12 protein-coding genes are annotated in these 12407 nt (G+C 64.8%); all 12 read right to left on the bottom strand.

The window, feature by feature from the left end:
• Nucleotides 1-3 precede the first annotated feature (3 nt).
• Entirely contained in the window at nt 4-945 is a 942-nt protein-coding gene (locus tag F8S13_22845; protein ID KAB8140591.1) for a GTP-binding protein, read from the bottom strand.
• Nucleotides 946-967: 22 nt separating this feature from the next.
• Nucleotides 968-1534: an ATP/GTP-binding protein gene (locus F8S13_22840; protein ID KAB8140590.1), complete on the bottom strand. Its 567-nt coding sequence runs from the start codon at nt 1532-1534 to the stop codon at nt 968-970.
• A 9-nt stretch (nt 1535-1543) separates the two neighbouring features.
• Nucleotides 1544-2278, bottom strand: a complete 735-nt coding sequence (locus F8S13_22835) for a DUF4388 domain-containing protein (GenBank protein ID KAB8140589.1) — start codon at nt 2276-2278, stop codon at nt 1544-1546.
• 340 nt (nt 2279-2618) lie between these two features.
• Nucleotides 2619-3170, bottom strand: coding sequence for a Globin-coupled histidine kinase (locus F8S13_22830; GenBank protein KAB8140588.1), 552 nt, complete (start codon nt 3168-3170; stop codon nt 2619-2621).
• A gap of 36 nt (nt 3171-3206) precedes the next feature.
• Nucleotides 3207-3578 carry a dynein regulation protein LC7 gene (locus F8S13_22825; GenBank protein KAB8140587.1) on the bottom strand — a complete coding sequence of 124 codons (372 nt, stop codon included), beginning with the start codon at nt 3576-3578 and terminating at the stop codon, nt 3207-3209.
• A 468-nt stretch (nt 3579-4046) separates the two neighbouring features.
• Entirely contained in the window at nt 4047-4967 is a 921-nt protein-coding gene (pfkB, locus tag F8S13_22820) for a 1-phosphofructokinase (protein ID KAB8140586.1), read from the bottom strand.
• The gene (locus F8S13_22815) at nt 4964-6697 is read right to left on the bottom strand and encodes a zinc-binding dehydrogenase (GenBank protein ID KAB8140585.1); all 1734 of its coding nucleotides are present in this window, start codon (nt 6695-6697) and stop codon (nt 4964-4966) included. The genes pfkB and F8S13_22815 overlap by 4 nt, the downstream gene beginning before the upstream one ends.
• Entirely contained in the window at nt 6694-8706 is a 2013-nt protein-coding gene (ptsP, locus tag F8S13_22810) for a phosphoenolpyruvate--protein phosphotransferase (GenBank protein ID KAB8140584.1), read from the bottom strand. The genes F8S13_22815 and ptsP overlap by 4 nt, the downstream gene beginning before the upstream one ends.
• Before the next feature lie 37 nt (nt 8707-8743).
• Complete coding sequence (locus tag F8S13_22805; GenBank protein KAB8140583.1) at nt 8744-9187, bottom strand: PTS sugar transporter subunit IIA; 444 nt, start codon at nt 9185-9187, stop codon at nt 8744-8746.
• Between the two features lie 2 nt (nt 9188-9189).
• Nucleotides 9190-9522 carry a PTS lactose transporter subunit IIB gene (locus F8S13_22800; GenBank protein ID KAB8140582.1) on the bottom strand — a complete coding sequence of 111 codons (333 nt, stop codon included), beginning with the start codon at nt 9520-9522 and terminating at the stop codon, nt 9190-9192.
• A gap of 122 nt (nt 9523-9644) precedes the next feature.
• Nucleotides 9645-10715 carry a PTS mannitol transporter subunit IICB gene (locus F8S13_22795; GenBank protein ID KAB8140581.1) on the bottom strand — a complete coding sequence of 357 codons (1071 nt, stop codon included), beginning with the start codon at nt 10713-10715 and terminating at the stop codon, nt 9645-9647.
• A gap of 86 nt (nt 10716-10801) precedes the next feature.
• Entirely contained in the window at nt 10802-12343 is a 1542-nt protein-coding gene (locus F8S13_22790) for a hypothetical protein (GenBank protein ID KAB8140580.1), read from the bottom strand.
• Nucleotides 12344-12407 lie beyond the last annotated feature (64 nt).

The following is a 12407-nucleotide window of genomic DNA, read 5'->3' as shown; positions in this document are numbered from 1 at the left end:
GGGCTAGCCCACCAGCGCCGCCTCGAACAGCGCCTGCAGCTGGACAGGATCGACGCTGGCTGGGGTGCCGATCAGGGCGAGCCGACTGCGCGGGGCCTGGTCGCCCCAAGGCTCGGCGGGGATCAGGTTCACACGGCGGCCCACCACCTGCAGCACAATCCGCCGCTTGGGCTGGTCATTCAGCCAGAGCACGCCCTTGGCGCGGTACACGCCATCGGGAAGATCGGAGAGGGCGCGCTGCAGCGCGTGGAAGGCAAAAGGCCGATCGACCTCGAAGCTCCAGCTGGCGAACACGCTGGCATGATCGTGGGCAGCCGGTTGGTCGAGGAGCTGCTGATAGCGGCCCACCCCCAGCAGCAGGTCGAGCGGCACCTGGGCGTGGCTCGTGGCGAAGATCTTGGCGTTGGGCACGATCATGCGGATCCACTCGCGCAAGCCTGCGAGCAGATTCTGGCTGGCCAGATCGATCTTATTGAGCACCACCATATCGGCGGCGGCGATCTGATCCGCGATCAGATCCTGCTGCTCATCCGAGCTGTGCACCTGCTCGGCATCCACCACCGCAACCATACTTTCCATCTGGATAAATGGGCGAAGCTCGGGGAGGAAGAAGGTGCGGGCGACCGCCATCGGCTCGGCGACCCCGCTGCACTCTAGCAGCAGATACTCGGGCAGCGGATCGTGCTGAAGCAGGCCGAGCACTGACGAGAGCAGATCGCCGCGTATCGAGCAGCACACACAGCCGTTGCGCAGGCTTATGGTGCGCTCGCCCAAGTTTTCCACCAGCTCGGCGTCGATATTGATCGCGCCAAAATCATTCACCAGCACCGCGATACGCAGGCCGTGATCGCCACGAAGAATATGGTTGAGCAAGGTCGTCTTCCCTGCACCAAGGAAGCCGGTGAGAATCGTCAGGGGGATAGGCTGTGGGGATGTTCTGTTCATAGCGCTATTATAGCGCGGAACATCATCGATCGCCGGGCAAGGCCTCGCTCTCATTCGAGAGCGCCACATGCTCGATATGGGCCAGCAGGTTGAGCAGCACATCCTTCACGCTCTCGCGCTGGTTGGCGATGCAGGGCAGCAGCGGAACCTCGCTGGGCAGCTGGAGCCGACGGCGGATGTAGGGCAGCGGCAGCGCGGTGGGGTCATCCTGCTTGTTGGCCGCCACCACAAACGGCACATCGGTGATCTGGGCGAAGCGCGCGATCAGCCGAACGGTCTCGTTCAGATGGGCGGGGCGGCAGCTGTCCACCATCACCACATAGCCAATGCAGCCCTCGCTCAGCGTCTCCCACATAAAATCAAAGCGCTCCTGCCCTGGGGTACCAAACAGATAGAGCGTCGCCTGATCGTTGATCGCGATGGTGCCGAAGTCGAGGGCGACGGTTGTCTCCCGTTTCAGCAGGCGCTCATCAGGGTCGGTAACTTCATACTCTGTCGTCAGGGGGTCGATCTCACTGATGGCGCGGATAAAGCTTGTCTTACCTGCAGAGTAGGCCCCAGTGATGACGATCTTGATTGGCTGCGCCATTGCATTCTCCTACAAACCACGAACACGACGCATAATGGCCCCCAGCAGACCCCGGCCCGACGAACCAGAGGCCGCGCCAGCATAGGCTGGGGCCAGCGACTGAGCCTGCGGGGCAACAAGGTCGGAGAGGCGCTGGCGCGAGACCGTTGGTTTTGGAACCGGAATGGCCACCTTGGGCGGTGCTATCTCGACCAGGCCGATCGCAACAAGCTGGCCCACAAGGCGGATGCCCTCATCGGGGGTGAGGCCAGTGCGGGCGCAGATCTCGCTGAGGGTATCGCAGATAGCTATCTGGCTGAGCACGCGCCACTGGTTGAGGTCGAGGTTGACCCCGCTCTCGGCGTTGGTAGGCATGGAGGCTAGCTCTAGGCGCGAGTCGAGCGTGATCTTCTCGTAGGCGGGCAGCAGCGCGGGCGTCTCGCCCCGGCGCATCGCCTCCATCACCAGCCACTCGGAGTCGTGGAGGATGCGCACGGGGCGTTCGGCAACGCTCAGATCGTGGCGGAAAACGAATGAGGCGTCGTCCCAGTGGAGCATCTGGAGCACCGCATCCTCGCCCGATGAGTCCACATGATTCTCGGCACCGCTCACAAGCACCGCATCTATCAGTTTCCCCTGGAAGACATAGACAACACCACGCTCAGGGGCGCGCGACAGAATAAGCACACCAGATTTTGGGCCGCTACGAAAGATCTGGAACAGATCTGAGAGCGACATATCAAAAAGACTACCTTCGAGCGCCATAGGGTTCTCCTCTCCCAACAACCCTGGTTTATAGCAAGACTATCTCAATCAATAAAAGTGGGAGGGCATTTTTCTTGGGAGCTGCGCCCCCAGCTCCCCAGCCTTGCGCGGTTACAGACCTCATCGAATTACGATATCTCTATATTGTCACATATGGAGGCGGGGGAGATGATCTAATTCATTACTTTTATATGACGATTACCGCGCCCATACACAGGGTAGTGCAATTCGCGCCCAAGAGCAAGAATCAGCAACAAAGCGCTATCTGGCCACTCGTGGTGGCTATCGATGGGTGACGCCCATCGATAGCCAAGCGCGCCAGTGCCTTGGGGCCAACGGCCTAGCCCCCACCGGAGAGCAGCAGGCGGGCAAGGCGCTCGCCGCCAACAAGCCCCGACAGATGCTCAAGCTGGTTATCCTCGTAGGCCTGGTTGAAAATCGCAACATCTAGGGCCAGCACCTTGCGGAACGCCTGCACGGCCCGCTGCGGATCGGCGCTGGTGAGCGCGACCTCTTCGCCAAACGGCATCACCACATCGAGCATGGCCAGCGGATAGCGCACAGGCAGGCCGATACGCACATGGATCTGGCCGATAGTAAGGCGTTTTTGCACGTAGTCGTTGTCATAGGTGCCGCTGAAGATCTCGGTGAACCATTGGCCGACCATAGAGTGCAGGCGCTCCATCGACGCGCCCTGCAGGTATTCTGCGGTGTTCTCGTGCTTGAAGAGCCGAGCATAGAATGCTTCGGTCATTTTGGGAGCCTGGGCCTGGGCGGCGGGGTAGAGCGTGCGTAGCAGCGCCGAGTCTTCGGGGGAGACCCCCATGAGCGCGATCAGCTCCTGGAGGATGGCCGGGCCTTTGATCTGCCAACTTGCACGGGAAGATGTCACGTGAGCACTCCTTTTGCGGTTGCTGGTAGGCGTAATTTAAAGAATACGTGCAATCACAGCAGCGGAATCGCGAGCCTCGATGCGGACCATGCCCAGATTGGCACCCTGGCGGAGGTTGACCGCCAGCAGGCTCTGCTCGCCAGCGGGCAGCACCATGAACAGCCCGCTGTCGGCCTTGATGATGGTCTCCTCGGTGGTGCCGATCTTTAGCTCGCCCGAGACGCGCTTAGTCACACCGATCATGGTGGCGGCCACCGCGCCGACACGATCGGCATTGACGTCGCTCGCCATCTTGGAGGCGAGGACAATACCATCGGTGCTGACGACCACCGCACCAGTGACATCGGTGCCCGCGTTCTGCGCCAACCGCTCAAGGACGGCAATGAGCTGCTCTTGACGTGTTGCCATAGGGGTGGAGTCCTTTCCCCAGTGGGATAGAAGAGAGTATCAGAGAGTGATCATGAACAATACTTTTTCCACTGCCTTAGAACTATAGCCCACTTTGATACGGATTGACAACAACATATCGATGACATTTTCAGTGCGAGACCATAACGAAATAGAAACCTCTAGCATTAACAATAGTTGTTAGGCTATCCTTACGATATTTCTCTCTAGTGTGTCTCTAGGCCAGATACTCGTATGATAATCTACTTATTGATTGTTATTAGCTACCATTAGTCCTTATTTTAGACATATTATGATGCTCTATGGTTTTCATCTAACTGTCATATACTTTGGGTGTAGAAGTACTACGTCTACCCCTACAAGAATGCATATATATGAGAGGTAAAAAGGAGATCTGTAAGCCTTTTTCAACACCAAACAGCCGACAGCACTGGTGTGCTTGTCGGCTGCTTGGTAGCAGGCGCTACGCTATAGCTCGCGGATGATCACCTGGGGGGCGAGGTCGGCCACCTGCTGGGCGGTGCCAAGGGCGGTGCCAGGGCAGGCCGCCGTAGCCGCGCCGCAGGCCACGCCCCAGCGCAGGCCCTGCAGGATGTCGCCTTGGCTGAGGCCCCATGTCAGGCCGGCCACCAGCGAGTCGCCCGCGCCGATCGGGCTGCGCGCCTGCACCTTGGGCGATGCGGCAAACCAGCCGCGCCCCTGGTGGGAGAGCACCGCGCCCTCGGCCCCAAGCGAGATGACGACGTAGGGGATGCCCGCGAAGGCGGCGGCGGCGGACAGCGCATCGGCGTGGGTGTGGATGCGGCGGCCAAGCAGCTGGCCGACCTCCTCGGCGTTGGGCTTGATCAGGGTGGGGTGGGCCGCGCAGCCGTGGCGCAGCGCCTCGCCACTGGTATCGAGCACCGTGTTGGCCCCGGCCTGGTGCAGCAGGGTGATCAGGTCGGCGTACATAGTAGCGGGGAGGCCGGGGGGCAGGCTGCCCGCCAGCACCCACCAATCGCCCGCGCGTGCAAGACGCCGCACCTGATTGAGCAGCAAGGTCTGCTCGGCAGGGCTAATCGTGGGGCCTGGCTCGTTTACCTTGAGCGACCGCGTGTGGTCGGATGAAACCACGCTGATGTTGGTGCGGGTCTCGCCCCCGATCGCGATAAAGTCGGTCGCAATCTCCAGCGCCGCGAGGCCCTGGCGCAGCTGTTGGCCGGTGTGGCCGCCAGCAAAGCCGAGCGCCACGCTCTGCGATCCGAGCGCGATCAGCATGCGCGAGACATTAAAGCCTTTGCCGCCGAAGTCGACCTGGGTGGCGGTGGCGCGCAGCACCTGATCGAGGTCAAGCGCTGGCACCATCAGCTCGCGGTCAAGGGCGGGGTTGAGCGTGAGAGTGTAGATCATGCGCGCCACAGCTCTTCGATCAGCGCCTGCTCGGCCTCTTTTGTCCAGACATTGCCAGGGGCCAGCTTGGCGGCCACGGCGGGGTAGTGGGCCTTCAGCTCGCTGAGCGCTAGCAGCGGCAGATCCGGGATCTGCGGGAAGATCACGACCTTGCCAGCGTAGCGGCCCTCCATCATCGCGGCGATGCCTTCGCGGGCCACGTTCATACCGCCGACTGCGGCGACTGAACGATTTGGCGATAGTGCGCCCTCGATCGTCTTCTGAATCACCAGTTCCTGATCGCTGAGGCGCGAGCCAGATGTGCCGGTGAACTGGGCATTGCTCAGATAGACCGCGCTGAGATCGAGCGGGGCCATCGAGCCGTTGGGCACGCCAGCAAACAGCACCAGCATACCGTCCTTGGCCATATAGGTGGCCGCCTCGGCCATCAGGCCAGCCGAGGGCACGCTCACCACCACGTCATCGGCACCCGCACCGTTGGTCTCGCGCCGCACCAGCTCGGCCAGCGACGCTGTGGTGGGGTTGGCGACCACGAAGCGCTTGCCGTGGTCGGCGGCGAGCTGCTGGAACAGGCGCTCCAGCGCGGCCAATCGGCCATCGTTCACATCGGTGGCGATCACGGTGCGCGGGCCGTCGGCCAGCTCGATCGCACGCTGCACGTGCATCTGGCCCATGGGGCCGCCAGCGCCCACAAACAGCGCCACGCCGCCCTGGCGCAGTTCGCAGCGGTTGCGGGCCTCGCCATAGGCCGCCGCGATATCGGGGCCGCGCGTGCCGACATAGGCGGTATAGTCGTAGTGAATGCGGCCCACGTCGATATTGGGCAGGCCATCAAGCGGCTCGCTGCCTACGATGTTGAAGGTGCCACGCCGGGCGATCAGGCGGGCGGCGGCGGAAACATCCTCGGCACTGCGCGGGGCCAGCAGCACGATGTCATCGAAGCCCTGGCCGCTGGTCAGCTCGGCGCTGAGCGCGGCGTAACCCTCGCGGGTCTGGCCATCGCGCAGCACCACCGTGGCGCTAGTGGCGCGCTCGATCTGGGCGCGCAGGCTGGCAGGCACATCGGAAAGGACGATCGTCGCCGGTGCATCCAGATGCTGCGAGAAGCTATACTGGGTGGCATCACCAGGCTGCCCAACGATCCACATCACCCCACCCGCCTTGGGGGCGAGGCGTCGGCGCTGGGTGTACGCGCCCTCGACGCAGGCCCACGGCTCGGTCAGCGCAGTCTCGGCATAGCCCATCTGCTCGGAGATCGGCAGCACGTAGGCGCCATCGTCGGCGTGCAGCACCTCTGGCCCGATCAGGTGGAACTGGATAAGCCCGCCGGGAATGGTGTAGCCGTAGGCAGTGCTGCGCCCGTTCTGGTAGATGTCGGGCTGCATAGCTAGGCGCTGGCCAGCATGATACTGACCCTGTAGATTCTTGCCGACCTTCAGCACGGTGAGCGCGGCCTCGTGGCCGAGGCGGGTCGGCTCGACCGACAGATCGCGGTTGTAGAGCTTGGGGTGCTTCCCGCCCTGCTGGATGAGCTTTACATCCGAGAAACACATCCCAACGGCATCGACGCGCACCAGCAGCTGATCATCGCTCGGCTCGGGCACCGCGAACAGCTCGGGCTGGCCCTCGCGGCCGATCTGCTCGACGCCTGCGCCATACATATTCCACGCCCAGGTCTGTTTTGCAATCGGTGCCTGGGACGACGTATAGGTCTCAATTCGCGTTTTCATCGCTGTATCTCTCCTTCGCGCACCTGCTTGGCGGTGGCGCATACCAGCGCCCCGCGCGCGCGCTCCTGGCATTCGGCCAGGCTGAGGGTGCGGATCTGAGCTTTTACCGAGGGGATGGCGGGCACACTGATGCTCAGCTCGTCGACGCCCAGGCCCACGAGGATGGGGACCGCAGCCGGGTCGGCGGCAAGCTCGCCGCAGACGCCCACCCATTTGCCAGCGGCGTGGGCCGCATCGGCGGTGCGCGCGATCAGGCGGAGCACGGCGGGGTGCAGGCCATCGGCCTTGGTGGCGAGGTTGGGGTGCGTGCGGTCCATCGCCAGTGTGTACTGGGTTAGGTCGTTGGTGCCGATCGAGAAGAAGTCGACATCCTGGGCAAACAGGTCGGCCATCAGCGCCGCCGAGGGCACCTCGACCATGATGCCGACCTCGACCGGCGGGACATGTAGCTCAAGCCGCAGCTCATCCAGAAGCGCGCGGGCGGCGCGCAGCTCGGCCATGTCGGCGATCATGGGGAACATGATCCGCAGCCGATGCGAGGCCGAGGCGCGCAGGATGGCGCGCAGCTGCTGACGGAGCAGGTCGGGGTGGGCAAGACAGAGGCGGATGCCGCGCTCGCCCAGGAAGGGGTTTTGCTCGGCAGGCAGCGCCAGGTAGGGCAGCGGCTTGTCGCCGCCGATGTCGAGCGTGCGGATAATCACCGGCAGGTCGCCCAGCTCCTGGCCGATCTGCTGGTAGATGGACAGCTGCTCCTCCTCGGTGGGCGCGCTGGAGCGGTCGAGGAACAGGAACTCGGTGCGCAGCAGGCCCACGCCCTCGGCACCGCTCTGGCGCACCTGGCGGGCCTCGTCGATGCCGCCAATATTGGCCGCAACCTCGACGCGGTGGCCGTCGGTGGTGATGGCGGCGCTCTGCGCGGCGGCGGCGGCGGCGGCGCGGCGGGCCTGCTGCTCGCGCTGGGCGGCGCGGGCCGTGGCCAGGTCGGCCTCGCCCGGCCCCAGCTGGAGCGTGCCTGCGCCGCCGTCGAGGATGACCGGTGTGCCGATGGGAACATCCAGCACCGCCGGGCCAGCGCTCACCACAGCGGGCAGGCCGAGCGCCCGCGCTAGGATGGCCGTGTGGGCATTGGGGCCGCCGACAGCGGTGCAGAAGCCCAGCACGCGGCTGGGATCGAGCGAGGCCGTCTCGGATGGCGAGAGGTCGTAGGCCACCACGATCACGGGGTGGTCGGGCAGCTGGGGCACCGGCTGATCGGCACCGATGAGCAGCCGCAGCACGCGGTCGCCCACATCGCGCAGGTCGGCGGCGCGGGCGGCCAGCACCGCGTTGGAAAGCGCCTCAAGGCCCTTGGCCTGGGCGGCGATGGCCGACTGCCAGGCGGCTGCGCAGGCCACGCCATCGGCGATCGCGCCGCGCACGGCGGCCAGCAGATCGGCATCGGCCAAGATCTCGCTGTGCACATCGAAGATCGCGGCCTCCTCGGCAGCGCCGCGCAGCAGCACCTGCTCGCGCAGGGCGAACAGCTGCTGGCGGGCGGAGGCCAGCGCCGCGTTGAGCTTATCGCACTCCTGCTCGACCCCGCCGAACACCTCGCCGACGGCCAGCGAGGCCCGCTCGATGCGGAACACCGGCCCGATCGCGATGCCGGGCGCGCCCGCCACGCCGCGCAGCTGGTTGGCGCTGCTGGGCGCGGCGGCAGGCGGCGCCGCCGGGGCTGGGGCAGGGGCGGCGGGGGCGTGCTGAGGGCCTTCACCAAGGCCCTCGTTCACAGCAGCCGAAAGCGCCGCTGCCGCCACAACCTCGTCTTCACCGCTTATGTCGATACAGATATGCTGCCCATGGGCCACGCCCAGCGTCAGCACGGCGATCAGGCTCTTCGCATTCACCCGCTTCTGGCCGTGCTGGATCTGGATCGATGACTGATAGCGCTTGGCAATATCCACAAACATCCGCGCTGGGCGAGCGTGGAGGCCGGTCGCATTATGGATCACCAATTCAAGCTGCTGCATAACCACATTCCTTTAGGACACCGCACCAGCGCGCCCGCTATGCCTCTTCCACACGTTCTCGGCTCAGGCAGGCCACGATCTGCGAGGGGTCGGCCAGCCGCGCCAGCTGCTCGGCGGCCTCGGGGTCTTCGATCACCTCGGCCAGGTTGGCCAGCACGCCCAGGTGCTCCTCGGCGTCGGCGGCGATCCCGATCACCAGGTAGGCGCGCTCGCCCGGCTCCCACTCCACGCCCTCGGGGAACTGCACCACCGACACGCCGGTGGCCAGCACATCGGCGCGGTTCTCGAACTGGCCATGGGGGATGGCCACGCCGTTGCCAATGTAGGTGGACATGGTCTGCTCGCGGGCGAGCATGCCATCGACATAGGCGGGCTGGGCGCAGCCACCCCTCACCAGCAGCTCGCCCGCCTGGCGGATAGCATCCAGCTTGTCGGATGCACTGGCCTGAACCTTCACGCGGTCAACAGATACGATTGCCATGGCTAGCGTGCCTCCGTCACAGCGTCGCCCGCCTTCAGCTCGTTGATCACACGATCGAACACGGGGTCGTTAATAAACTGCGAGAAGGCGATCACCACCGCGTTCGGAGCCTGCTTGCGGGCGAACTCGGCCAGGCCCTTGTGGGCGATCACCACCTTGGCATCCGCCGACACCGAGCGCACTGGCTTGTGCACCACCGTGATGCTCAGATTGGCCTGCTTCAGCTTGCGCTTAAAGGCATTCACGCCCATGATGCTGGAGCCGATACCGGCCTCGCACGCAAACACGATCGTGTCAATATCTGCTACAGGAATCGAGGCTGCCATAGCTGCCATCTCCTTTCAATAACCAATACAGGCTAGAGGTTTAATCATATCTTCTGCGCAGAGCGCGGGGCATTTTCAAAAGAACGACGGCGGCTGGAAGGTCGCAGGGGCACTTCCAGCCGCGCTGCGCGCTAGTCGGCAGGCACCGCCGCCGGGGCCACATCGGCCTCAGGCTCGTCGACTTCGTCGGTGGTGCGGGCCGGGAAGAAGCGCAGGATGGCCGAGCCAGCGATGAACGAGCCAACCGCGCCGATCAGCACGCCGCCCAGCACCGGGATGTGCGAGCCGAGCGGGATGACCGCCAGGTAGGCGATGATCGAGCCAGGGGCCGGGGTGGCCACCAGGCCAGCGCCAGTGACCACGAACCACAGGTCGGCCAAGATGCCGCCCACCCACATCGCCACGATCATGATCGGGTGCGCCAGGATGTAGGGGAAGTAGATCTCGTGGATGCCGCCCAGGAAGTGGATGATGGCCGCGCCCGGGGCCGAGAGCTTCAGGTCGCCCTTACCAGCGAACCAGTAGGCCAGCAGCAGGCCCAGGCCAGGGCCAGGGTTGGTCTCCAGCAGGAAGTGGATGGCCTTGCCGTGCTCCTTCACCTCGGCCACGCCCAGTGGGCCAAGGATGCCGTGGTTGATGGCGTTGTTCAGGAACAGCACCTTGGCTGGCTCGATGATGATATCGGCGATCGGCAGCAGGCGCGAGTCGATCAGGAACTGCACCACGCCGCCTAGGGCCACGCTGGCCGTCTGCACCGCCGGGCCGATCAGCACATTCGCCAGCAGCACCAGGCCCATGATCAGGAAGCCAGCCGAGAAGTTGTTGAACAGCAGCTCGAAGCCGACGGGAGTCTTATCCTCAAGGAACTCATCGATCTTCTTCATCAGGAAGCCGCCGAGCGGGCCCATAATCATCGCGCCGATGAACATGGGGATGCTCGCGCCCACGATCACGCCCATGGTGGCAGCCGCGCCAACCACGCCGCCGCGCTGATCGTAGACCAGCTTGCCGCCGGTGTAGCCGATCAGGATCGGCAGCAAATAGAGGATCATGGGATCAACCAGCTTGGCAAATGTCTCGTTGGGCCGCCAGCCCGAAGGGATGAAGAGTGCGGTAATCAGTCCCCAGGCAATGAATGCGCCGATATTCGGCACGACCATCCCAGCCAGGAAGCTCCCGAAGCGCTGGATGTGCTGACGCATGGCTCGTTTCTCCTTTGAACGACATATGCAATACACCACTGCCGGTAGCGGCAGCGCAAGCCAACAAACAATAAACGCCAGAGGCGTTAGGCCATCCACTGCATCAGCGCGGTGATATCCTCGGGGCTTAGCATTGGGTGAACATGAAGAACTTCCACCGGCAGCTCGCCCGCGATCGGCAGCGGCACGGTGGTGATGATCAGATCGGCGCCGATGACGCGCTCGGCATTCAGCTCGCGGATGGAGAGCACCTCGAAGGTACCGAAGCGCGGGAAGCGGGCCTTGAGCCGCGCCACCAGCAGCTGCGTGGTGGCCATGCCGCTGGGGCAGACCACCAACACGTGGCGCGCTCGCTCGGGGCGGGCGCGCACGATCGCGGCACGCAGCAGCAGCACCAGGTCGTCGTGGGCCGAGGGCGGCAGCGCCACCCCGGTCTCGGCGGCGATCTGGGCGGCGATGCGGGCCGCCACGCCGCGCTCGAAGGCGTAGCGCTCGGTCTGAATCTCGCCGGTGGCACGGGCGGTGCCCCACAGCCCAAAGCGCTGGCGCACGCAGGCCGGCAGGATGTGGGCCTCAAGGCCATCGCGCAGCAGCTGGTCGTCGGCCAACTCGGGGGCGCTGTAGGCCCGGCCAATGTCGGCCATGAACTGCGCGAGCATGTCGGCCACCAGGCCCGACTGCTGGCCCAGCTTGCGCCACGGCTCATCGCGCACGCTGGCCAGCACCTGCAGGGCCAGCGCGGCGGTCTCGGCCTCGGCCACATGGGGCGGCAGATCGGGCCACAGCCGCATGCCCTCGCGGCTGGACAGCGGCCAGATCGGCAGGCTGCGCAGCCAGCCCAGCGCCTCGGGCGCGATCGCCACATAGTGCTGCTGGCGCACGCGCCGGGCCTGCGTGGCAATATGGAGGGCCAGCTGCAAGGCCGACTCGTCGGTGAAGCGCCCGCCAAGCTCGCGCTCCATCGTGGCCACCGTGGCCTCGGCGGAAGGCAGATCCCAGCTGCCCAGCTGGCGCTGCAGATCGCTTAAGATGGGCAGCAGCGCGGCATCTTGGGCCAGCGCGAACACCAGGCCCTGGCGGTGGGTGGTGGCCAGCAAGGGCTGGGCGTGCGGCACATCGCCCCACAGCAGCGCGGCCAGCGCCTGACGGCGGGCCAGCTCGCTGCCGGCCACCCAGCAGCCACGGTGCTGCCGCCGCGCAACCGTGAGGCCAAACGAGTTGAGCCAGACCGTCGCCGCATCCAGATCTTTCAGCACCGTCACGCGGGCGATCTCGAAATCGTTCTGAAGCTGGCCTAGGGTGCGCGGCTCGTTGGCCAGCAGCAGCACCAGGGCTAGCAGCTGCTGGCGCTGATCGGGCGTGAGAATGAGCTGGAAGCGGGACTGCGAGGAAAGCTCGCGCAGCAGGTGCTGGCGCTGCTCGGGGGTGCAGAGGATCTGAATGCCGACACCGGGCACATGGCGCACCTCGGTCTGGCGCTGGACCAGCCAGCTCTTGACCTCGCGAAGGCCATACTGCACCTGCCGGGGGGTTAGGTGAAGCTGCTGCCCAAGGGCGGATGCCCCAACCGGCGCATCCATATTCAGCATATGGTGCAGAAGATCTCGTTGTGCTGTCGTCAGCGACATCATACACGCCACCGTGTTACATGAAAATAGCCGCGCTATGCGAACCGACAAACCCCATGTCCTG

This window comes from Chloroflexia bacterium SDU3-3, from assembly GCA_009268125.1.
Taxonomy (GTDB): domain Bacteria; phylum Chloroflexota; class Chloroflexia; order Chloroflexales; family Roseiflexaceae; genus SDU3-3.
The sequence above is the reverse complement of the archived record's forward strand: the minus strand, read 5'-3'. Positions and strand labels throughout refer to the sequence as shown.

Excerpts from the sequence above, each read along its gene's own strand:
- F8S13_22805 (KAB8140583.1), bottom strand. The coding sequence starts at position 9,187 with ATGGCAATCGTATCTGTTGACCGCGTGAAGGTTCAGGCCAGTGCATCC.
- F8S13_22835 (KAB8140589.1), bottom strand. The coding sequence starts at position 2,278 with ATGGCGCTCGAAGGTAGTCTTTTTGATATGTCGCTCTCAGATCTGTTC.
- pfkB (KAB8140586.1), bottom strand. The coding sequence starts at position 4,967 with ATGATCTACACTCTCACGCTCAACCCCGCCCTTGACCGCGAGCTGATG.
- F8S13_22845 (KAB8140591.1), bottom strand. The coding sequence starts at position 945 with ATGAACAGAACATCCCCACAGCCTATCCCCCTGACGATTCTCACCGGC.
- F8S13_22840 (KAB8140590.1), bottom strand. The coding sequence starts at position 1,534 with ATGGCGCAGCCAATCAAGATCGTCATCACTGGGGCCTACTCTGCAGGT.
- F8S13_22790 (KAB8140580.1), bottom strand. The coding sequence starts at position 12,343 with ATGTCGCTGACGACAGCACAACGAGATCTTCTGCACCATATGCTGAAT.
- F8S13_22825 (KAB8140587.1), bottom strand. The coding sequence starts at position 3,578 with ATGGCAACACGTCAAGAGCAGCTCATTGCCGTCCTTGAGCGGTTGGCG.
- F8S13_22815 (KAB8140585.1), bottom strand. The coding sequence starts at position 6,697 with ATGAAAACGCGAATTGAGACCTATACGTCGTCCCAGGCACCGATTGCA.
- F8S13_22795 (KAB8140581.1), bottom strand. The coding sequence starts at position 10,715 with ATGCGTCAGCACATCCAGCGCTTCGGGAGCTTCCTGGCTGGGATGGTC.
- F8S13_22800 (KAB8140582.1), bottom strand. The coding sequence starts at position 9,522 with ATGGCAGCTATGGCAGCCTCGATTCCTGTAGCAGATATTGACACGATC.
- ptsP (KAB8140584.1), bottom strand. The coding sequence starts at position 8,706 with ATGCAGCAGCTTGAATTGGTGATCCATAATGCGACCGGCCTCCACGCT.